Source organism: Corynebacterium glaucum (assembly GCF_002287505.1).
In the GTDB taxonomy this organism is placed as follows: domain Bacteria; phylum Actinomycetota; class Actinomycetes; order Mycobacteriales; family Mycobacteriaceae; genus Corynebacterium; species Corynebacterium glaucum.
Genome location: NZ_CP019688.1, coordinates 1,121,713 through 1,142,936, shown reverse-complemented (window position 1 = coordinate 1,142,936; position 21,224 = coordinate 1,121,713). Strand labels below are relative to the sequence as shown.

The 21,224-nt window shown below is 61.9% G+C and carries 19 protein-coding genes; 8 read left to right on the top strand and 11 right to left on the bottom strand.

The window, feature by feature from the left end:
* Positions 1-94: 94 nt before the first annotated feature.
* Genes serA through CGLAU_RS05590 form a run of 4 tightly spaced genes read right to left on the bottom strand, consistent with a single transcriptional unit; the run spans position 95 to position 5,474 of the window.
* Positions 95-1,678 carry a phosphoglycerate dehydrogenase gene (gene serA / locus CGLAU_RS05605; protein ID WP_095659839.1) on the bottom strand — a complete coding sequence of 528 codons (1,584 nt, stop codon included), beginning with the start codon at positions 1,676-1,678 and terminating at the stop codon, positions 95-97.
* 56 nt (positions 1,679-1,734) lie between these two features.
* A complete protein-coding gene (locus CGLAU_RS05600; protein WP_232507221.1) occupies positions 1,735-2,628 on the bottom strand; it encodes a hypothetical protein in 894 nt (297 codons plus the stop codon).
* A gap of 7 nt (positions 2,629-2,635) precedes the next feature.
* The gene (locus tag CGLAU_RS05595) at positions 2,636-4,516 is read right to left on the bottom strand and encodes a DUF262 domain-containing protein (protein WP_095659838.1); all 1,881 of its coding nucleotides are present in this window, start codon (positions 4,514-4,516) and stop codon (positions 2,636-2,638) included.
* A 16-nt stretch (positions 4,517-4,532) separates the two neighbouring features.
* Entirely contained in the window at positions 4,533-5,474 is a 942-nt protein-coding gene (locus CGLAU_RS05590; RefSeq protein WP_095659837.1) for a cation diffusion facilitator family transporter, read from the bottom strand.
* Between the two features lie 228 nt (positions 5,475-5,702).
* On the opposite strand from CGLAU_RS05590, the gene CGLAU_RS05585 reads away from it, so the two are divergent.
* Positions 5,703-6,188, top strand: a complete 486-nt coding sequence (locus CGLAU_RS05585) for a hypothetical protein (RefSeq protein ID WP_095659836.1) — start codon at positions 5,703-5,705, stop codon at positions 6,186-6,188.
* A 161-nt stretch (positions 6,189-6,349) separates the two neighbouring features.
* Here the strand turns inward: CGLAU_RS05585 and ilvC are convergent, their stop codons facing one another.
* The 3 genes from ilvC to CGLAU_RS05570 form a co-directional block, all read right to left on the bottom strand.
* The gene (gene ilvC / locus CGLAU_RS05580; protein ID WP_095659835.1) at positions 6,350-7,363 is read right to left on the bottom strand and encodes a ketol-acid reductoisomerase; all 1,014 of its coding nucleotides are present in this window, start codon (positions 7,361-7,363) and stop codon (positions 6,350-6,352) included.
* A gap of 80 nt (positions 7,364-7,443) precedes the next feature.
* Positions 7,444-7,971 (bottom strand): acetolactate synthase small subunit, encoded by a 528-nt coding sequence (gene ilvN / locus CGLAU_RS05575; RefSeq protein WP_095659834.1) that lies wholly within the window; start codon positions 7,969-7,971, stop codon positions 7,444-7,446.
* A 2-nt stretch (positions 7,972-7,973) separates the two neighbouring features.
* Positions 7,974-9,860: an acetolactate synthase large subunit gene (locus tag CGLAU_RS05570; RefSeq protein ID WP_095659833.1), complete on the bottom strand. Its 1,887-nt coding sequence runs from the start codon at positions 9,858-9,860 to the stop codon at positions 7,974-7,976.
* A 265-nt stretch (positions 9,861-10,125) separates the two neighbouring features.
* Between CGLAU_RS05570 and CGLAU_RS05565 the strand changes: the two genes are divergently transcribed.
* The 3 genes from CGLAU_RS05565 to ilvD are packed head-to-tail and all read left to right on the top strand — an operon-like array spanning position 10,126 to position 14,079.
* Entirely contained in the window at positions 10,126-11,649 is a 1,524-nt protein-coding gene (locus CGLAU_RS05565) for a mechanosensitive ion channel family protein (RefSeq protein ID WP_095659832.1), read from the top strand.
* Between the two features lie 46 nt (positions 11,650-11,695).
* A complete protein-coding gene (locus CGLAU_RS05560; RefSeq protein WP_095661064.1) occupies positions 11,696-12,244 on the top strand; it encodes a PH domain-containing protein in 549 nt (182 codons plus the stop codon).
* Positions 12,241-14,079, top strand: a complete 1,839-nt coding sequence (ilvD, locus tag CGLAU_RS05555) for a dihydroxy-acid dehydratase (protein WP_095659831.1) — start codon at positions 12,241-12,243, stop codon at positions 14,077-14,079. The genes CGLAU_RS05560 and ilvD overlap by 4 nt, the downstream gene beginning before the upstream one ends.
* Positions 14,080-14,130: 51 nt before the next feature.
* Here the strand turns inward: ilvD and CGLAU_RS05550 are convergent, their stop codons facing one another.
* The gene (locus CGLAU_RS05550; protein ID WP_095659830.1) at positions 14,131-15,063 is read right to left on the bottom strand and encodes a DoxX family protein; all 933 of its coding nucleotides are present in this window, start codon (positions 15,061-15,063) and stop codon (positions 14,131-14,133) included.
* Between the two features lie 96 nt (positions 15,064-15,159).
* Positions 15,160-15,633 carry a GNAT family N-acetyltransferase gene (locus CGLAU_RS05545; RefSeq protein ID WP_198305038.1) on the bottom strand — a complete coding sequence of 158 codons (474 nt, stop codon included), beginning with the start codon at positions 15,631-15,633 and terminating at the stop codon, positions 15,160-15,162.
* 45 nt (positions 15,634-15,678) lie between these two features.
* Between CGLAU_RS05545 and CGLAU_RS05540 the strand changes: the two genes are divergently transcribed.
* Together CGLAU_RS05540 and CGLAU_RS05535 are read left to right on the top strand one after the other, a co-directional pair.
* Positions 15,679-16,146 (top strand): MarR family winged helix-turn-helix transcriptional regulator, encoded by a 468-nt coding sequence (locus CGLAU_RS05540; protein WP_095659829.1) that lies wholly within the window; start codon positions 15,679-15,681, stop codon positions 16,144-16,146.
* Between the two features lie 74 nt (positions 16,147-16,220).
* On the top strand, positions 16,221-17,627 hold the full coding sequence (locus CGLAU_RS05535; RefSeq protein WP_095659828.1) for a YkvI family membrane protein: 1,407 nt from the start codon (positions 16,221-16,223) through the stop codon (positions 17,625-17,627).
* A 12-nt stretch (positions 17,628-17,639) separates the two neighbouring features.
* Here the strand turns inward: CGLAU_RS05535 and gatB are convergent, their stop codons facing one another.
* Positions 17,640-19,142, bottom strand: coding sequence for an Asp-tRNA(Asn)/Glu-tRNA(Gln) amidotransferase subunit GatB (gatB, locus tag CGLAU_RS05530; RefSeq protein ID WP_095659827.1), 1,503 nt, complete (start codon positions 19,140-19,142; stop codon positions 17,640-17,642).
* A 5-nt stretch (positions 19,143-19,147) separates the two neighbouring features.
* On the bottom strand, positions 19,148-19,732 hold the full coding sequence (locus CGLAU_RS05525) for a GNAT family N-acetyltransferase (protein WP_095659826.1): 585 nt from the start codon (positions 19,730-19,732) through the stop codon (positions 19,148-19,150).
* 83 nt (positions 19,733-19,815) lie between these two features.
* On the opposite strand from CGLAU_RS05525, the gene CGLAU_RS05520 reads away from it, so the two are divergent.
* Both CGLAU_RS05520 and CGLAU_RS05515 read left to right on the top strand, forming a co-directional pair.
* Positions 19,816-20,337 (top strand): hypothetical protein, encoded by a 522-nt coding sequence (locus tag CGLAU_RS05520; protein ID WP_095659825.1) that lies wholly within the window; start codon positions 19,816-19,818, stop codon positions 20,335-20,337.
* Positions 20,337-21,161 carry a PrsW family intramembrane metalloprotease gene (locus CGLAU_RS05515; RefSeq protein ID WP_157731279.1) on the top strand — a complete coding sequence of 275 codons (825 nt, stop codon included), beginning with the start codon at positions 20,337-20,339 and terminating at the stop codon, positions 21,159-21,161. The genes CGLAU_RS05520 and CGLAU_RS05515 overlap by 1 nt, the downstream gene beginning before the upstream one ends.
* The last annotated feature ends 63 nt before the right edge of the window (positions 21,162-21,224 follow it).

The following is a 21,224-nucleotide window of genomic DNA, read 5'->3' as shown; positions in this document are numbered from 1 at the left end:
CCAAACTCTCGCTGTTGAGGAGAGACTATCAGCCTCGCCTACCCATTTTCGCTGTCTACTCCCGCTCGTTGATGTAGCCGGTTAGGGCTGAGCTTTAGTCCAGATCAACCTGGAACGACTGCGCGCCAATCGACTCTTCGATCGAAGCTTCCAGCGCTTCCGGAACCTCCGACTCGACGCGCAGAACCAGCACCGCCCCGTCGCCCTTAGCTGCTTGGGTCAGCGCGGCAGCCTCGATGTTGATGCCAGCGTCACCCAGTTGGCCGCCGACCTTGCCCAGCGCACCCGGAGCATCCGTGTATCGCAGGAAGAGGTTGCGACCAGCCGCGCGCATGTCCATGCCGCGACCGTTGATACGAACGATTTTCTCCACGGCTTCGAGTCCCGTGAGCGCACCAACCACCGTCGCTGTTGTGCCGTTAGCGGCAACCGCCTTGACCTCAAGCGCGCTGCGGTGCGCACGCGCCTCCGTCTCGGTGGCGACCGAGTAATCCAGCCCGCGTGACTCGGCGATCGACGGCGCGTTGACGAAGGTCACCGGCTCGGACACGATCCCAGAGAACAGGCCGCGAACTGCCGACAACCCCAGCGACTCGACGTTTTCGGTCGATAGCTCTCCGCGAGCGGTGACGTTGAGAGCAACCGGGGCGTCGTCAAGCAACTTGCCCGCAAGAAGCCCAAGCTTGCGAGCAAGGTCGAGCCAACGAGCGACCTCCTCGTCCACTTTGCCACCGGTGATGTTCACGGCGTCCGCGACGAACTCGCCGGCGAGCGCCTTCAGCACGGAGTCGGCGACATCGGTGCCGGCGCGGTCCTGCGCCTCGACCGTCGACGCGCCGAGGTGTGGGGTGACCACGACCTCCTCGAGGCCGAACAGCGGCGAATCGGTGCACGGTTCGGTCGCGTAGACGTCGAAACCGGCGCCGCGGATGCGGCCTTTCTTGATCGCGTCGGCGAGTGCCTGCTCGTCGACCAGGCCACCGCGGGCCGCGTTGATGATGATCTGGCCCTCCTTCGCTTTGGCCAACAGCTCGGCATTGAACATGCCGGCGGTCTCTTTGGTCTTCGGAAGGTGGATGGTCACGAAGTCAGCGCGGGCCATGAGCTCTTCAAGCTCGACCAACTCGACACCGAGCTGCGCGGCGCGGGCCGGGTTGGCGTACGGGTCGTACGCGATGATGGTGGTTTCGAACGCGCTCAGTCGCTGCGCGAACAGTTGGCCGATGTGTCCGAAACCGACAATGCCGACGGTCTTACCGAAGATTTCGACGCCTTTGAACGCGGAACGCTTCCACTCAGCGTTGCGCAACGTCTGGTCGGCGGACGGAATCTGGCGGGCGGTAGACAGCAGCAGTGCGATCGCATGCTCGCATGCGGAGTGGATATTCGAGGTCGGGGCGTTCGCCACCATCACGCCGCGTTCGGTGGCTGCCGGGATGTCGACGTTGTCGAGGCCGACACCGGCGCGGCCGATGATCTTCAGGTTCGGTGCAGCTTCAATGACCTCGCGGTCCACCGTTGTCGCCGAGCGGACCAGCAGTGCATCCGCCTCCGGAACGGCGGCCAGCAGCTCCTCTCGGTTCGGGCCGTCTACCCAGCGCACCTCCACCGAGTCTCCGAGTGCTTCAACTGTGGATTGAGCAAGCTTGTCAGCGATGAGGACGACCGGTTTAGCCACGGGACTTCACTTCTCCTGCAGAACGGGTAAAGGGGTGAACAGTTACCCGGAGTACTTTAGTTCCCCGCCTGTTCAGTGTCGCTCTCAGCAGACCTATAAAATTCTTCCGCTTGCATAATTTTTTCCGCGAGCGTTTCGTCGTCGCCAAACTGAGCGCCGAGTGCGAGCAGGGGTCGCTCAGCCAGACCTGCCATGGTGAAAAGTGTGTATCGCGACTCCCGCGGATCAGGGTTGTCCACCAGGGTGACCGCCGCCCCAAAACTGCGGGCGTTTGCAATTGACACAATGGACGAATCTTTTGTTGCTACCACCACGGGAGCCATATCGGCGTCTCGTCGCGACGAGATGGGGAACGGTTCCGCTTCCGCTCCAGGCATGACCTTCGGAGTGTCCCACGCGGCGCGCAACAGCACCGGCTCCTTTGCGTCGAGAACGGCGACGACCTCTGCGGCATCCGCAGGATCTGCGATCACTTTCTCGCGGAACTGCACAGAAAGCATCTGACCAACCCCGTCCAGGCCACCGGGGTCGCGGTGAACGTTGACCCGACCCGTAGTGCGTGCCACGTTCACCTCCCCCACGGTCAACACCGTGTGCGTCTTCAACCGCTCAATCTCCTGGGAGATTTCCTGGTGCCACGCGGAGTCATACACAATCATCGGCGCATGGGCGTAGACGGCAATCGACGCGGCGCGCAACTGGGCCTCGACAGTGGAATCGCTCACCACAAGGATCTCGGACCGAGGAAAGAACAAACGCAGACTTGAAAGGCCCTTGGTGTCGTCAATCACCACCGGGTGTTCTTCGAACGTCTCCGCGACGTGACGTGATTGATTGACCGCGATCGCTTGATCCAGCGGGGAGCGGTCGTCGGAGTCAGCACACCCCGCAACCTGCAAGCCCAGCCAAGCCACAACCACCGCCGCGAGCGCAGCGCGGCGGATTCTCAATCGGGCGTTAGTCTTCTGAATGGTCCGTGTCCTGGTCAGCGTGTTCGGTGTGCTCGGTGTGCTCTGTGTGCTCGGAAACGTCGACTGGATCCGCCATGGTGGCATGTCCGCGCTGGCTCCCAGTTGGCTGCCCAAGAGCGCCGACGACGTCTCGAATCACCGGTTTGCCCATAGAGTATTCGATGAGCGCGACGAACCTTTCACGGCGGTCCTCAAGGAACGCGTCCCAGTTCGAGCTAAGGAGATGCTGCGGGCTAATCTCGTGGCCTTCGATGACCGCGTCGAACTCGTGGTCGTCGAGAAGCGACTTCGACTGCAGCCTTGGCAGGTACCGTTTCGGCTCGTTTTCTTCGATCACGACTTCGGTGCGTCGTCCCATCGGCGTGCGGTTGAGCGCCGAATGTGCAAGCGCGCCCTCGGCACCGATCCCCGCGCAGAACGCCGGCGAGAAGACTGTGTGGAAGCTGGGTTGCAGTTCCTCGAAAGTCTCCCGACTGAACTCTTTTCCGGTGCGCCAGTCGCGCGCCCCGCGAGCCATAAGCAGGCTGAATAGTCCGCGGAATACGCCGCTTTCCTCAGTCGCGTTCAGGAGACGGGACTCCTTGAACTCGGCGTCGGCGACAGTTCGAGGCTCTTCATCGGTGTGCCCGAGCACCCACGGAGTGACCTCCTGCACGTCAAGACCTGCGCGAATCGTCGGCGCATGGGCGCCGTAGAGCTCGCCGAACACACCAGACCAGAACCAGCGGTTCAAGCGATCCCGCGCACGGTCCTCGTCCAATGCCCCAGGGTGCTCGGCTAAGCGAGCGAGGATCGTCGCCAGCGGCACGAGCTGGGACGAGTACGGAACTTGGTCAACGGAGAGGATCCGCCGATCCGCCAGGAACTCGGCAGCCTGCAAATACGCGCGCGTCACCTCGTCGGAATGTGCGCGGTAGTCGTCCAAAGAGATTGTCAGAATGTCGCCGCGGTGTCCGGTCGCCTGTCCCTTGCGGGCAGTGATCAACAGCGCGAGCGATCGCAGGTATTCAATGCGCCCAACTCGATCAAGTGCGGGGTACTGCCGAAGTTGCTTTTCGACGCCCGCCCAGTGCTCCGCCAACTTGAAGCCGGGATCCTGGTTCGCGAACATCGCCGTCAACAGCTCGAAGACGTCCATCTGGAGCCCGGCGGAATTCGCGTGCGCGAAAATCTGGCCAACGCCAACCTGGGAAGTGTTGCGATCTACGCGGATCACGGGTACGTCGTAAGCCGGAAGCCAGCGCAGCACCTCATTTTGGAAGCGCTTCACAGCCGCACGCATGCCCTCATCCTCGGTACAGGCGGCCATGTCAATCAGGAGGTCATTTCCCTCTTTCCACATCAACAGGGACACGGGAATCACGCCGTGGCGCAGCATGTCCTCACGGCTGTTGATCCCGCCCTCGATCTCCGGACCGAAGTGGGAGCGCACGTTGCCGTCGAGGTCAACGGAGAACACCGATTCAACTGGCATCGGATCGGAGGCGACCGCGCCACGGACATCGACGAAGAAACGGCGTGCGATCGGCTCCCCAAGGTAGTCCACGGTTGGGATGACTCCCTCGCCCTTGAATGCGTGGTACAGGGAGGTCAGTCGCTGTTGGCCGTCGAGAAGCAATAGCCCCGGCTCAACCCCCTCAACCTGCAGCCCTGCAAGCGGCCGTGGGCGAAACCGTACTGGGGAGTTGCGGGTGTCGAGTGCCAAGAATGACCCGATCGGGTATCCGCGCAGTACAGACGTGATGAGTGTGCGAACGCGGTCGGTGTTCCAGATGTATTCGCGCTGAAAATCCGGCAGCTGCAACTCGCCGCGCTCTGCCCGTGTGAAGAGATCGATAAGTGAGTAACTCGGCGTGGTGAACCCCATGCCTTCAAACTGTAGATCAGTTTTCACAAATGCTCTCGTGATGAATGTGCTCGGGCAATTCCACCTGTATCGTCGCGTGGTCGACGCCCAGCGCACGTAGCTCGGCCTGGGCCTCATCGAGCACACGGGAAAAGTCCTGCGCGGTCGTGTGTTGGCCGTGCAGGGGCAGATGCGCAGTAGCAAGGACCGACACGCCGTCGAGAGACCAGAGGTGCAAATCGTGCACCTCTGCTACCCCGTCGATCGCTCGCAACGCCGGAAGGACGCGCTCAACTTCGAAATCCTCCGGCACCTGCTCTAGCAAGACGCGGGTTGAGTTGCGCAGCAGCTGCCACGCTCGCGGAAACACCAAGGCGGCGATTAGCAACGAAGCGACGACATCCGCCACGACCAGGCCCGTGAAGTGGATCACGGCGCCCGCGGCGATAACTGCAAGCGAGCCCAGCATGTCGACGAGAACATGAAGATAAGCGCCGCGAACGTTGATTGAGTCCTCGGAGTGGCGGGATAGCACCCACGCCGAGACGGCATTGGCAACCAGCCCGATGAGGGCGATGAGCATCATCGTGCTGCTCGCAATTTCAGTCGGGCTCTTGAGCCGCCTGATCGCCTCGATGCAGATAAAAATGGAAATGGCGAGCACCGTAGCCGCGTTCAGTGCCGCGGCAAGGACCTCGACTCTGCGGTGTCCGAAAGTAGCGCGGTCAGACGCTGCGCGCTGGCCAGCAATGACCGCGAGTGCGGCGATGATTAGCCCCGCGGCGTCGGAGAGCATGTGCATAGCGTCCGCGAGGAGGGCCACCGAGCCGGTGAGCCAACCACCGACAATTTCGGCGAGGAAGACGACCGAGGTAATCGCAAGTGCGGTGAGAAGAGCGCGGAGCGGGGCGCTCGTCGGGGCGTGGCTGTGTTTGTGGTGGTGCGTGTGGTTGTGGGTGTCGTTGTGGCCATGATGCATGTGCACCCGAGAATGCGATGACTGCGAAAAACGACCGTCCATGCGGTGCACTTTAGCGACAATTGGGCTTAATGACAACTTATTGAAAATGGATGTAGCACAGGTATCAAGCTCCTGACCTGCACCATACAACCCAAGTGGAAAACGCGTCGGGCATAGCAATACTTGGACTTGCCAAGAGTTTTGATACGGTGGTGAACTGTTGGCTTTTGACGAAAGGACATTCTCATGACTACTCCGAACCCGAACGACCCGAAGAACATCGATCCGAAGAACCGCGACCTGGATCCGGAGAAGCTTACCGACGAGACCACCGCACGCCGCGTTGAGTCCACTCCGGCTGGCGACCACGTGACCGGGGAGCGCGTCTCCACCGAGCGTACCCCGGCCACCTCCGGCTCCACCGCTGTGACCACCGAGGACAACAACGGTGGCGGCGGCTGGTGGAAGTGGCTGCTGGGTATCCTGGTTGCTCTTCTGCTGGCCTGGCTGCTGTGGTCCCTGTTCTCCGGCAACGATGACGAGGCCGACACCCCGAACACTACGACCACCAACGCAACCGAGGTCGTTGAAGAGACCACCACCGTCGAGGAAGGCACCGCGACTGAGTCCGCTGACGCAGACGCTTCGGCTGACGCAACCGTGACCGAGACCGACGTCGTCGACGCAACCGACGCACCGGCTGAGGACACCGCTGCTCCGGCAACGAACTAGCATCGCGCGCGTTACGTCGCGTCACGTAACGCATTGCGAAAGCAACGCCTCGTTTCCTACTGGGAGCGGGGCGTTTCCTCATCCCCCAAACAAAAAATGCATCCGCCTCAGCAGAGTTCGTTCTGCTGAGGCGGATGCTTTGGCCTATCGACGGACCGTGGTTACGCAGTCTCGTTGAGCGGGTTCTTCACCCAGCTCATCATGTCGCGCAGCTGAGCACCGGTCTTTTCGATCGGGTGCTCGTTGATCTTCTGGCGCAGACCCTCAAGCTCCTTGTTGCCACCTTCGACGTTGGCAACGAGGCGCTTAGTGAAGGAGCCGTCCTGGATGTCCTTCAGGATGTCGCGCATGCGGTCCTTTGCGCCCTCGTCGATCACGCGCGGGCCGGAGAGGTAGCCGCCAAACTCCGCAGTGTCCGAGATGGAGTAGTTCATGTTGGCCAGGCCACCTTCGTACACCAAGTCAACGATGAGCTTCATCTCGTGCAGGCACTCGAAGTACGCCATCTCCGGCTCGTAGCCGGCCTCGGTCAGCACCTCGAAGCCCTTCATGATCAAGTCCTCGAGGCCACCGCAGAGCACGGCCTGCTCACCAAAGAGGTCGGTGACGGTCTCAGCCTCGAAGGTGGTCGGAATTACACCCGCGCGGGCGCCGCCGATCGCCGCAGCGTAGGACAGAGCGAGGTCACGGCCGTTTCCCTGCGGGTCCTGCTCCACGGCGATCAGGGTCGGCACGCCCTTGCCGTCGGTGTACGTGCGGCGCACCAGGTGGCCCGGGCCCTTTGGGGCAACCATGGCCACGGTGATGTTCTCAGCCGGCTCGATGAGCTTGAAGTGGATGTTCAGTCCGTGGCCGAAGAACAGCGCGTCGCCTTCGTTCAGGTTCGGCTCAATGTCGTTCTTGAAGATCTCTGCCTGTGAGGTGTCCGGGGCGAGCAGCATGATGACGTCGGCCCAAGCGGCTGCATCGGCGTTGGACTTGACCTCGAAGCCGGCCTCCTTGGCCTTGGCTGCAGACTTGGAGCCCTCGCGCAGGCCGATGACAACCTCGACGCCGGACTCGCGCAGGTTCTGTGCGTGGGCGTGACCCTGGGAGCCGTAGCCGATGATGGCGACCTTCTTGCCTTGGATGATGGTCAGGTCTGCGTCGTTGTCGTACAGAACTTCAATTGCCATGAGTGGAACACTTACCTTTCCTATATTTTGGGATGATCGTTTCATATTATGACACACCGTGCGGGCGCGTCTGGGCGGAGCTAGCCGTTCTTTTTCGACGGTGCCATGGTCTTCGACCCCCGGGTCAAAGCCACCTGGCCGGAGCGGATCAGCTCACGGACACCGAAGGTTTCGATGACATCGAGGAACGCCTGGAGCTTTTCGGGCGTACCTGTGACCTCGATGACCACGGACTCCGGCGCAACGTCGACCACGCGGGCGCGGAAGATGTTCGCTGTCTCCACCACCTGTGGGCGGTTTTGGTTGGTGGCGTTGACCTTTACCAGCATGAGCGACCGTGCGATGGTCGTGTCGTCTTCAAGCCGAAGCACTTTGATCACCTGGATGAGCTTGTTGAGCTGCTTGGTGATCTGCTCGATGGCGTACTCGGATGCGTCAACCACCACGGTGAGTCGGTTGATACCTTCGGTCTCCGTCTTCGCCGAGACCAGCGACACCAGGTTGTACCCGCGGCGGGTGAACAGTGCGGTTACGCGCGTGATGATGCCGTCGACGTCCTGCACCAGAACGGAGATGATATTGCGGGTTTGCTCGTCTGCGGATGCCATCGCTAGTTCTCCTCTTGGGCGTCGTTGACTGCGTCCATTGTTTCGTTGATCGCCTCCGGGGTTTCACCCGCGGACTCCTCCATGTCGAAGAAGGGGCGCATGCCCAGCGCGTACTGCATGTCGGAGTTTGAAGCGCCAGCGGCAATCATCGGCCACACCTGCGCATCCTCGCCCACAATGAACTCCACCACCACGGGGCGGTCGTTGATTGCGCGGGCACGCTCGATCGCCGGGATGACCTCTTCCTTGGTGGTTACGCGGATCGCCTCCGCGCCCAGCGCCTCGGACAACTTCACGAAGTCCGGAACGTATGCGGTCTCGCCGCCGAGTTTGGTGTGAGAGTAGGTCCCGTCATAGAACAGCGTCTGCCACTGGCGCACCATGCCCAGATTTCCGTTGTTGATCAGAGCCACTTTGAAGGGAAAACCCTCCATCGCCGCGGTGGTGATTTCCTGGTTGGTCATCTGGAAGCAGCCGTCGCCGTCAACCGCCCACACTTCTTTGTCAGGGCACGCGGCTTTTGCACCGAGCGCCGCCGGGATGGCGTAGCCCATCGTGCCCAGGCCACCCGAGTTGAGCCAGTGGCGCGGTTTGTCGAAGTCGAGGAACTGCGCAGACCACATCTGGTGCTGCCCCACGCCAGCGACGTAGATGGCATCCGTTCCAACGGTTTGGGAAAGCGTCTCGATGACAAACTGCGGCGAGAGCGACCCGTCTGATTGCTCGTCGTACCCGCGCGGGAAGCGCTCCTTGAGGCCGCCGAGGCGCCCGATCCACGCATCGATCTCAGGGACAGCATTGCGCTTGGCGTCACGGAATGCATCGGTCAGCTGCGCAAGCACCCGCTTCGCGTCGCCCACAATCGGCACGTCCACCTCGCGGATCTTGCCCACCTCGGCCGGGTCGATATCGGCGTGGATGGTCTTCGCGTGCGGAGCGAACGATGCGGTGTCGCCGGTCACGCGATCGTCGAAACGAGTTCCGATCGCGATCAACAGGTCAGCCTCCTGCAGAGCACCAACCGCGGGCACCGAACCGTGCATGCCCGGCATACCCATGTACAACGGGTGATTCTGCGGGAACACACCAAGTGCCATCAGCGTGTTCACCACCGGGATACCGGTGAGTTCGGCGAACTCGAGGAGCTGCTCGTGTGCATCCGCCTTCACCACGCCACCACCGATGTACAGAACCGGACGCTTGGACTCCGAGATCATCTTCGCGGCCTGGGAAATCTGGCGGTTGTGCGGCTTCGTGTTCGGCTTGTAGCCCGGCAGATCAACGTGCGGCGGCCAGGCGAACTCGAATTCGGCGTTTTGGACGTCCTTCGGAATGTCCACCAGCACGGGCCCGGGACGGCCCGTTGATGCAATGTGGTACGCCGCGTAAAGCGCGCGCGGAATGTCCTCGGCATCGGTGACCATGATGTTGTGCTTGGTAATCGGCATGGTGATGCCTCGGATGTCTGCCTCTTGGAAAGCATCGGTACCAATTAACGGGGAGCCGACCTGACCGGTGATCGCGACAATCGGTACCGAGTCGAGGTACGCATCTGCCAATGCGGTCACTAGATTGGTTGCGCCCGGGCCAGAGGTGGCCAAGCACACACCAACCTCGCCGGAAGCTAAGGCGTAGCCCTCGGCCGCGTGGCCCGCGCCCTGTTCGTGGCGAACCAGCACGTGGCGCAGTTTCGCAGCGTGCGCGAGCGCGTCGTACAGCGGTAGCACCGCACCGCCGGGAAGCCCGAAGACGATATCTACGCCAAGCTCTTCCAAGCTGCGTACGACGGCTGCGGCGCCGGTGAGGATTTCAGGGCCGCCAGCGCGCGGGGCATCGGCGGCGCTGGCTGAATCGGCATCGTTATTCGCGGTCTGTTGTGGGGTAGCCACGATGCAATGCTCCTTATTTCAAGAGGTCAGACGAGGAAAGGTATTGAGAAGGTGACGACCACAAAAACAAAAGCCCCCGAGCGAGCTGTGAGCTCTCGAGGGCGCTTGTTTGAGCGGCTAGACAGAAGTGCTGTCCGCTACGGCAAGCGCCGCACCGGAATTACTACTACAGCTAGTCGCGTCGTGATCATGTGTTGGATCATACACAGTCCCCGGCCACCGCGGGGAAACGGGGATTGAGTTTTATGCACTAGCTTTATGCACTATGCCCTTTGCGTTCATTTTCCAGGAACTGTGGCGCTGGTTCGCCTCCACCGGCATCAACATCGTCCTCTTGCTCATTCTGGCCCTGCTTGTCCCCCGCGCTGGCCGCTTTGCCAAACGCACCTTCGCCCGCAAGGTGCAGGAATCGCGCACCCAGGACGAGGAGAAGAGCCAACTCGCAGTTGCCGGCGTGGTCGTCTACACCGTCCAGGTCATCGCTTTTTTCCTCATTCTCGTCTTCCTCCTTCAACAACTCGGCTTCTCACTCGCTGGCGCGGCGATCCCCGCCACCGTTGTCTCGGCCGCGATTGGTTTCGGCGCCCAAAACATCATCGCGGACTTTCTCGCCGGGTTCTTCATCCTCACTGAAAAGCAGTACGGCGTGGGTGACAACGTTTCCTTCGAAGGCAACGGCGTGAATGTCGCCGGTGACGTCATTCAAATCACCATGCGCGCCACCACGATCCGCACCCTGAATCAGGCTACGGTGACCATTCCGAACTCCGCGGCGCGGATTTACATCAACCAGTCGAACTACTGGGTCAACGCGGTGGTTGTCATACCGGTGCCGCTAGAGGGATCGAATTCGGCCGAGCACGCGATTTCGCGTTCCGAACGGGCGGCTCGTCGCGCTCTTGCGCGACCGGATATCCATGACAAGCTCCGAGGCGAGCTGATGATCCACCCCGCTGTCGATGTCGGCGCACCCACCGCAGCGGGCCAACCGTGGACCGTGGATATGCGGTTCATGGTTCGCGCCGAGCCGTTGACCCAGTGGATGATTGAACGCGCTATCCGTATCGAGGTGCTCGACGAGTTCTGGGACGAGTACGGCAAGACTCCGGAGCTTTTTTCGCTTCACGACGCCTCGTTGCACGCGCCCCACCAGGACCAGCAACGCTCCCCCGCTGAGTTCGACGAGCGAGACAAGCTTGATCCGGAGGCCTATCCCCCGACCGAGCACATGGCACCAGTGAGTCCGTTCGACCCCGCCCCAGAAAGCGCGGCGGTCGACCCAGCCGCTGAAGATGCCGCACCCGCGGGCACTGGGGATCTTGCCGCAGATATTGCGGCAGAAGACGACGCCCCGAAGACCGTGCTAAACAACCTGATGCGGGCCAGCACACTGTGGCTGATTGTGGCATTCATCGCCGCGCTGATCATTCGCGGGTTGACGCTCAATCCCGACGGAGATGTCGGTGGCGTACTCGCACCTCCGCCGCGCACGACCGCGTCATCACCCCAACCCCCAGCGGCGGATGAAAACACGCAGGAAACTGTTCCCACCGCCACCACCGGCTCGCCTGAAGTTTCTGACTCCACCGGCTCGCCTGGTGTTTCTGACTCCGCGGGCACCACCGCGGCCCCGACGCAGCAGTCCGCAGAACCTGCCCCGGCCCCCGCGCCTACCGAGCAGTCGGCGGACGCTTCGCCCACAGAGTTGTCTGCCACAGCTGAGGAATCGGCACCCGCGTCCCCGACCGCGGCACCCACGGATGTGGAGGAAGGGGCCGTGGCGGGTTAAAGGGGCCGTCGATAAGCGAAAAGCTCCGGTGACTAGCATGGCACGCATGACTGGTGCCGAGCCGAACGAGCCGAAGGTGTTCCGCCCTTCGCGAGAGCACGTGATCGCGATTGTGATGATGATGGGCATCGCGCTGATCGGTATCGGCTGGGCCCCGAAGTACCTCGCGTGGGTGCTGATTTTCCCGATTCTTGCGCTGGTATGGATCTTTCGGGTGTCCACCACTGTCGGCGACGATGGGATCGCGCTGAACTACCTGTTTCGCAAGAACCAGCGCGTGAGCTGGGATGAGCTGGCCGGTGTCGGCTTCAAGCGGTCACGGGCGCTCGCGACAACAAATGCTGGGCAGGAGTATCCGATGCCCGGTGTGACCTTCAATTCGCTGCCGGACCTGGCCGAGGCGTCACGCGGGCGGATTACCGACGTGATTACCGAGGCCGAGGAAGCCGCCGACGGCAAATACGAGATTATTGATCAGGACGGCTACGGCGTGCTGCTCACCCGCGAGGAATACGATGAGTACCTCAAAGAGCACCCGGACATTCCGGGGCCACGGCCAGCTCAACCAACTAATACTGAGGAGAAACCCCTGTGATCCCGCTTCGTTCACGCGTCACCACTGTCGGCCGCCAGGCGGCCGGAGCCCGCGCACTGTGGCGCGCTACCGGCACCGAAGAGTCGGAGTTTGGCAAGCCGATCGTGGCGATCGTCAACTCCTACACCCAGTTCGTTCCCGGGCACGTGCACCTGAAGAACGTCGGCGACGTCGTGGCCGAGGCAGTGCGTGCAGCAGGTGGCGTGCCGAAGGAGTTCAACACTATTGCGGTGGACGACGGCATCGCCATGGGGCATGCCGGCATGCTGTACTCGCTGCCCAGCCGCGAGATCATCGCCGACTCGGTGGAGTACATGTGCAACGCGCACACCGTTGACGCCATGGTGTGCATCTCCAACTGCGACAAGATCACCCCGGGCATGCTCAACGCGGCGATGCGCTTAAACATTCCGGCCGTGTTTGTTTCCGGCGGTCCGATGGAGGCTGGCAAGGCGATCTCTGCGGGTGGCGTAACCAAGCCGAAGTCCGACCTGATCGACGCAATCGCGCTTTCTGCGAACGACGCGGTATCCGACACGGAACTCGACCAGATTGCCAACAGCGCCTGCCCCACCTGTGGGTCCTGCTCCGGCATGTTCACCGCCAACTCCATGAACTGCCTCACCGAGGCACTCGGGCTGTCGCTGCCGGGCAACGGCACGACCTTGGCCACGCACACGGCGCGCCGCGCGCTCTTCGAGTCGGCCGGCTCCCGGATCGTGGAGCTGTGCAAGCGCTACTACGGCGATGGCGATGAGTCGGTGCTTCCGCGCGCGATTGCCACCGAGCACGCGTTCCGCAACGCGATGGCCCTGGATATGGCTATGGGTGGTTCCACAAACACCATCTTGCACATCCTCGCCGCTGCCCAAGAGGGCGAGGTGGACTTCGATCTCAGCGACATCGACGATCTTTCCCACCAAATCCCCTGCCTGTCCAAGGTGGCACCGAATGGCGAAGCACACGTTGAGGACGTGCACCGTGCTGGCGGCATCCCAGCCATCCTCGGCGAGCTGCACCGGGGCGGATTGCTTCACGACGATGTGCACACGGTCGCATACGACTCACTGGACTCGTGGCTGTCTGACTGGGATATCCGCGGCGGGTCCACGATCGACGAAGCCGTGGAGCTCTACCACGCCGCGCCTGGCGGTCAGCGCACCACCGAGGCGTTCTCCCAGTCTGCCCGCTGGGAGTCGTTGGACACGGATGCGGCCAACGGCGTTATCCACGATGTCGAGCACCCGATCACATCTGACGGCGGCCTCGTCGTGTTGCGCGGCAACCTGGCACCGGACGGGGCGATTTTGAAGACCGCCGGTGTGGAGGAAGGCCTCTGGGAGTTCTCCGGCCCCGCACGGGTCGTCGACTCGCAGGAACAGGCGGTATCGATGATTCTTGCCCGCGAGGTGCTCGAAGGTGAGGTCATTGTGATCCGCTACGAGGGCCCTGCCGGCGGACCGGGCATGCAGGAAATGCTGCACCCCACCTCGTTCCTCAAAGGCGCTGGCCTGGGCAAGAAATGCGCGCTGATTACCGACGGCCGCTTCTCGGGCGGCACCTCCGGCCTCTCGATCGGCCACATCTCCCCCGAAGCAGCGCACGGCGGTCTGATCGGGCTGGTCGAAGACGGAGACACCATCACCATCTCTGTTGCGAATCGCGAACTGACGCTCGATGTCGATGATGAGGTGCTGGCGAAGCGCCGCGCGGAGATGGAGGCGTCGGACCGCCCCTGGACGCCGAACCGCGCTCGCGAGGTGTCGAAAGCGCTGAAGGCCTACGCCAAAATGGCGACCAGCGCCGACAAGGGCGCCGTCCGCCAGGTGGATTAGATCTGGCAGGCTCGGTCCGGCCGGCTGGGGGTCGCGGGTTGGAATGGGGATTTACGAGGTGGTTGGGGTCGGTAGGGACTCTGAGGTGAACGGGTTCAGCTCGGTGCCGAACCACCACATCGCCACGGCTGCGGCAAGGCCGACAAGGAGCCAGATCCAGGATGAGGCGAGCGGGCGACGCGCCCACGTGCGGCCAGCATCGACCCCGTAGAACCCTGGCCCGGTGAACTGCACCGTCAACGCGACTGCGAAGAGCACGATTGGGAGCCAGATAGATGCATCCCAGTACAGCGGGTTCCACCCCAGCCCCGAAGCCGTGATCGTGTGCAGAGCCGTGAACCCGGTGACCGCCACCGCAACCGCTGCAGCCACCGGAGTGATCAGGCCGAGGATAAGGAACACGCCCGCGGCGAGCTCCAAGGTAGGGATAACGATGGCGAGCCCGTTGCCGAACGGGTAGTTGGCGAACTCGGACTCGAGCCCCCCGATGCCGGCCGAGTTGCCGAGGCGGAAGAACGTCATCAACGAGCTCAGCACGAGGTAGCCGCCGAAGACTAGACGCAGCAACAAAAGACCGAAGTCCATGGTGCCGCGTCCAACTGGCGTCGCCGACTCGGCCTCCGCAACCGGCTCAACCGCAGCAACCGGCGCGGAGACCACGGTGGTCTCTTCGTACAGCGGGTCGGCCGGGGCGATGTACGCTGGCTCGCGGTCAATCGCGGCGGTCTCGTGGGAGACCGAACTGTAGGACACGGTCGGCTCGGGGGTGGCGTAAGACGCCTCGGAGATGTGCTCGGTCTGCGCCAGCAGCTCGTCCGGGGCGGGATCTGCCCGCAGGAACTGCTCGGTAGGTTCATTCGGGCTCATCGCGCTCGGGAACGCCTCGGTATTCGCCTCTGCCCTTGAATGGCGGGAGCTGTATGAGGGCACATCGTCAGGGCCGAAGTCGTCGGGGGTCACATCGCGGGTGTTATGGGATGACATGATGCAGAATCTATGCGATGGAACCGCGCAGGTCAGGGAGCTCGGTCGGCGTGGCTGGGAAGAGGTTCAAAGGTGCCGTCGATAAGCAAGAAACTCCTAAGAACCGAGAACCTGGAGGGCTTCGCCGTCGAGCCGCATCGTGGACCAATCCCCCATGTCGTTGGCGCCGAGAGCAGTGTAGAAACCGATCGAAGGCGTGTTCCACTTCAGCACGGACCACTCGACGCGGCGGTAGTCGTTGGCCACCGCGGTGCGGGCGAGCTCTTTGAGCAGTGCCGAACCAAGGCCCTGACCGCGGGCTGCCTCGCGGACATAGAGGTCCTCGAGCCAAATGCCGTGGCGACCCTGCCACGTGGAATAGTTCAGAAACCACAGCGCCATGCCTTGAACCTTGCCGTCGACCTCTGCGATGTGGGCGAAGACCTTCGGGTTGTCGCCGAAAAGGTGCTCGCGGACGTCCTGCTCGGTGGACGTGACGTCCTGGGGCTGCTTCTCATACTCCGCAAGCTCGTTGATCATGGCGAAGATCTCGGGGACGTCGGTATCGCGGGCGCGGCGAATTATAGTCATAGACCAGAAGCGTAATGCGTGGGCAGAGTGGGTTACAGTTCGGATATGGACCGGTTTCACTGGCTCGACCCGCATGATGCCGACTTGTGGGCCACACTCTGGGCGTTTGTGACATGGGTGCCCGCGAGTTTGGATGAGCACCTTAAGCGCTCCGAGCAGATGTCACTGATTGACTACCTGGCGATGTTGGCAATTGCCCAGGCTAAAGACCAGCAGATCACCATGTCTCAGCTGGCACGGACGACGCGGACGTCGGCATCGCGCCTTTCCCACGTGATGGATCGGCTTGAAGACAAGGGCTTAACCACGCGCACCCGCAGCACAGAGGACCGCCGCTCCACCATCGCTTCTCTGACACCGGAAGGAGCGGACTTTATGGTGAGAGCAACTCCGACGATGATTCACCAGCTACGGGAATCCATCTTTGAGGCTGTCACCGTTGATGAGGCGATTCAGCTGAACGCGATTATGCGCAAGATTCTCGCGAACACCCACGGGTTGCCACGAAGTTAGTTCGGAGCTCACGCTCACGCGGTGTTACCATCGAGCGGTTTGTGTCATGACCATTCGGAAGGAGCGCAACTCGCGTGAGCAAAACACTGAAGGTGGCACTCGCCCTCGTTGGCCTTACGGTCGGCGCTGGCTTTGCCTCCGGCCAAGAAATCCTGCAATACTTTCTCGCCTTTGGGTACTGGGGAGTTATCGGTGCCGCCGTCGCTGGCCTGATCATCGCCGTATTCAGCGGCTGGGTCTACCAGCTTGGGTCCTACTACCTCGCCGATGACCACAGTGCCGTCTTTCGAAGCGTGTCCCGCCCATGGGTGGCCCGCTACATGGACGTGGCAACAATGTTCACGCTGTTCTGCATCGGTTTTGTCATGGTCGCCGGCGCTGGCTCGAATCTGGGGCAGCAGTTCGGCACGGCCACCTGGGTCGGCTCCGCGATCATGACAGTGCTGCTACTGTTGTCCGGTTTCCTAGACATTGACAAGCTCTCCAATGTCATCTCCATGATCACTCCCCTCCTGATCGTCTGCGTTCTCGCTGCGTTTGTGATCACCTTGACGCAGATGCCGAGCAGCTTCGACGGGCTGAACGAACTCGCGCAGACAAACCAGAACGCGTCCGGGACGTTCGACAACTGGCTGGTTACCGCGGTGAACTACGCGACGCTGGTTCTGATCATGGACACCTCCATGATGCTGGTGTTTGCCGGTTCCCACATGAACCCCACCCAGGCGGGCCGGGGCGGCCTTCTCGGCGGCATCATGTTCTCAGTCCTGCTGATGATTTTGGTGTTCATCCTGTTCTGCAACATGGACCACGTCAGCGGCGCGGACTTCCCGCTGCTGATGGTGTTCGATTCCATGCACCCGGCAGTGGGAACTGCGGTTTCCATCGTGATTTATCTGATGATCTACAACACGGCTGTCGGCATGTTCTACGCCCTAGGCCGTCGACTGTCGCACGACAAGGCAGAGAAGTTCCGCCCCTACTACTTCGCCGTGGTGGCGGTCGGATTCGCGCTTTCCTTTATCGGCTTCGCAGACCTGGTTGGCTGGGTCTACCCCGTGCTCGGATACCTCGGCTTGATTCTGGCCGTGGTTATGGGCACCGCTTGGTTCCGTGACCGCCAGAACATCAAGGACGAGACCGAGCGGCGCGAGCGTCTCGCAGAGCTCGCGGAGACGCAACTCAACCCAGATTCTGCCGATCTCACGAAGGCGGAGCGCGCTGAGGTGGAGGAACTGGCGTCCGATTCGAACGTTGCCGATCAGGAATTGTGGCAGTCGGTGCAGGAGGAGGTCGCGGCCGACCTCCACGCGGACGATTCAAGCAATTTCGATCTCAAGGACGTTCCCGCCCTCGACCCGGAATCGAACGCCTACGATGGCGCCCCTGACACCCCGGGCGAGGAGATCCACTGGCACGCCTACGACGAGATGTACAAGACCGGCGAGTTCCCGGCTACTAAGCCGCCGCAGGCAAAGTAGCCGCCCGCTCGCCTAGTCTGCGAGCTTGGCCGCGATGAGCTTGTTGACTTGGCCTGGGTCGGCCTTGCCCTGTGTTGCCTTCATTACAGCACCAACAATGGCGCCGGTGACCTTGGTGTTACCGGCGCGGTATTTCTCCACGATGTCCGGGTTTGCGGCCAGAGCCTCGTCTACGGCAGCCTCAATCGCACCGTCGTCACGCACCACTTCGAGCCCACGCTTGGCGACGACTTCGTCGACGCTGCCATCGCCCTCGATCACACCATCGATAGCTTGGCGCCCAAGCTTGGTGGTCAGTTTGCCGTCCTTGACCAGCTCGACAACGCGGGCAACGTCCTGCGGGGTGACACCAAGCGCGTCGAGATCCTTTCCGGCCTCGTTCGCTTTGCCGTTGATGTAGCTGACCCACCACGCGCGGGCCTCGTCCGGAGTAGCGCCGGCCTCCACCGTGTCCACGATGAGGTCGAGTGCACCGGCGTTGACCAGATCGCGGAACTCCTTCTCCGGCAACTGCCACTCCTCCTGGATGCGGGCGCGACGCACCCACGGCAGTTCCGGCAAAGTCGCGCGGATCTCCTCAACCCACTGCGGTTTGGCGATCACCGGCGGCAGATCCGGGTCGTTGAAGTAGCGGTAGTCGCTCGCCTCCTCCTTGGGGCGGCCTTTGGATGTGGTGCCGTCCTTCTCCTGGTAGTGGCGGGTCTCCTGGATGATTTCCTCGCCGTTGTCTAGCACGGCGGCTTGACGCTGCATCTCGAAACGCACCGCCTGTTCGACCGACTTCAGCGAGTTGATGTTCTTCGTTTCGGTGCGGGTGCCAAACTTTTCCTGGCCAATCGGGCGCAGCGACACGTTGGCGTCGCAGCGCATCGAACCTTGATCCATGCGCGCGTCGGAAACCCCGAGCGCCTTGACCAGCTCGCGAAGCGCGCCGACGTACGCCTTGGCGACCTCGGGCGCGCGCTCGCCCGCGCCCTCGATGGGCTTGGTCACGATCTCAATCAGCGGAATGCCGGCACGGTTGCAGTCCACCAGCGAGGCGGTCGCACCGGTAATGCGCCCGGATGCGGAACCCAGGTGTGTGAGCTTGCCGGTGTCTTCCTCCATGTGCGCGCGCTCGATCTCCACGCGCCACTCAGTGCCATCCTCCAAAACCACGTCCAAGTAGCCGTCGTAAGCGATTGGCTCGTCGTACTGCGAGATCTGGTAGTTCTTCGGCTGGTCCGGGTAGAAGTAGTTTTTCCGAGCGAAGCGGGACGATTCGGCGATCTTGCAGTTCAGTGCAAGGCCGATTTTGATGGCCCACTCCACCCCCTTCGCGTTGACCACGGGCAATGCGCCCGGAAGACCCAGCGAGACGGGGTCGATGTTGGTGTTAGGCTCCGCACCAAAGTGAGCAGAGGAGGTGGAGAACATCTTTGTTTCCGTCGCGAGCTCGACGTGCACCTCAAGACCCATGACCGGGTCGTACTTCTCCAGCACCTCGTCAAAATCCATCAGGTCGTACGCAGTCATGGCGTTCAGTCTAGTCGCGCCTGCAGGCCGGTTTTCACCTCGGGCCACTCAGTGTCAAGGATGGAGTACACGCAGGTATCACGCACGAGGCCGGACTTTAGGATCTTGTGCCGCCGGAGCACTCCGTCAAGCTTCGCGCCGACCTTTTCGATGGCCGCACGCGACTGGCGGTTCATGTAGTGGGTGCGAATTTCTACTCGCAAGCAGCGAAGGTCCTCGAAGGCGCGCTGCAACAAGAGCAACTTCGCTGCGGGATTGAGCGCACCTCCCTGAAAGTCGGCGCCGATCCAGGTGGAGCCGATCTCGAGATTGCGATTTACCGGGTCGAGGTGGAGGTACGTTGTCACCCCGACCGGGGTGCCGTCAGGGTTGACGATCGTCCACGCGACGCGGTTGTCCTCCCCGAGCAGTCGCTCGATGTACTCGGGGACTTCGCTTATCGACGGAATGTGGTCCTGATACCACAATTCGTGAAGGTCACCGACAGCGGCGGCGAGCGCATCCGCGTGCTCGCCGCTAAGTGGCTCGAGGGTGACCCATTCATTTGCCAGCGTCGGGGCTGCGAAAAAGTTCTCGCGATCAATATCCATGGGCAATTACCCTAATTCTTCGGCCGAGGTTTTCACCGTCCGGGCGGCTTGAGAGCGATTGAGCGGTATATCCTATCCTCTTCATGATGAAGTACCCCGACTTTTCTGACAGTGGCACCCGCTCGGGCACACTCGCCATCGTGGCCGTCGGCACACTCATTCTCTCGGCCCCGTTCGTCGCTCAGGCGGTAACGAGCAATGCCGAACCTGAACTCACCGAAGTCTCTGCGGGTGGTGCCACCCTGCGCGACACCAATGGGGCCCCTCTGCAGTGCGCACAGAAATCGGCGAACAGCAGCGATGGCGTGACCGGCCGGTGGAGGTGGGACTGCGATGACACTTCGATCGAGATACGCACCGACTACACAGCAGATGTTGAAGCGGAGCGGACGAAGACCGTCGCGAGGTTCTATTGGCAAATCACCAGCGGGGAGTCCGTCAGCCCCAATGAGCTCGAGCACCCCGCACCTAACGTGTACGAGCTGTACCGCAACGGAGTCTCACTTGCCGCTGTCGAGCGCGGTGACATCACTATCTACGTCGCCGCGGCCGACGACAGAGGCCGCGAGATCGTCAACCAATTCGTGCAAGAGGAGGTGCGCTAGTGCGCAAGCAACTCGTGGCGCAGGCACTTTGCGGGATTGCAATTCTCGGTTTGGCCACCCTGTATGTCTATCGTCTCACGCTGGTGCCCTGGACTTCTGTGTTCGCCGGCATCCTGGCAGGATTCGTCATCGTCGCTGTCACTGTCGTCTCACTTCTGTTGCGCAAGCACCCGGGACGCCCTGGGAATCCGTGGTGGCTGCCCGCCGGCTTTCTTGGTGGGGTGGGGATATCCGTAGCAATTGCACCGGCAAATACCGCTTACCTCCAAGCTGCAGCGAGCCTGCCGGAAGCGGTGATGAGCCTATTTTCCTCCTTTCCAGAGGAAACGGCGAAGTTCCTCGCGGTCTTCGCGTTGATCGCGGCACTCGTCCCAATTCGCCGCCCGATAGAGGCCGCGGTTGTTGGTATGGCAGTCGGTGCCGGCTTCACCGTCGCAGAAGTCGTCAACAATTCGTTGATTGCCGCATCAATGGACCTGCAGTCCGACTATTTCAATGGGGTGGGCACAATGACGGCGCTTTTCGTCTTGGGCCCCTTCTCGCACGCGGTGTATACCGGTTTAGCCGCATGGGGCCTCGGCGTATTCCTCTGCCACACTGACCAGCCACTTGATTGGCGCCTGGCTCATTTCGCCGTCTGGTTTCTCCTCGCCACAGCGCTCCATGGCACGTTCAACGCTTCCCGCGTAATCCCCGGAATCGCCGGCCTTATTGCAATGGTCACAGTGACGGTTGTGGAGTGGATGCTTCTCATCTGGCTCTACCGGCGTTCCCGTGCAATCGGCCGTCGGGACGCGGCAGCGCAGGTCTCGCCAGGTAAGTGATGACCGGTTCTCTCAAACTCGGACCAGGTACGCCCGGGAGATTCGGGGTGGCCTAGCATAACC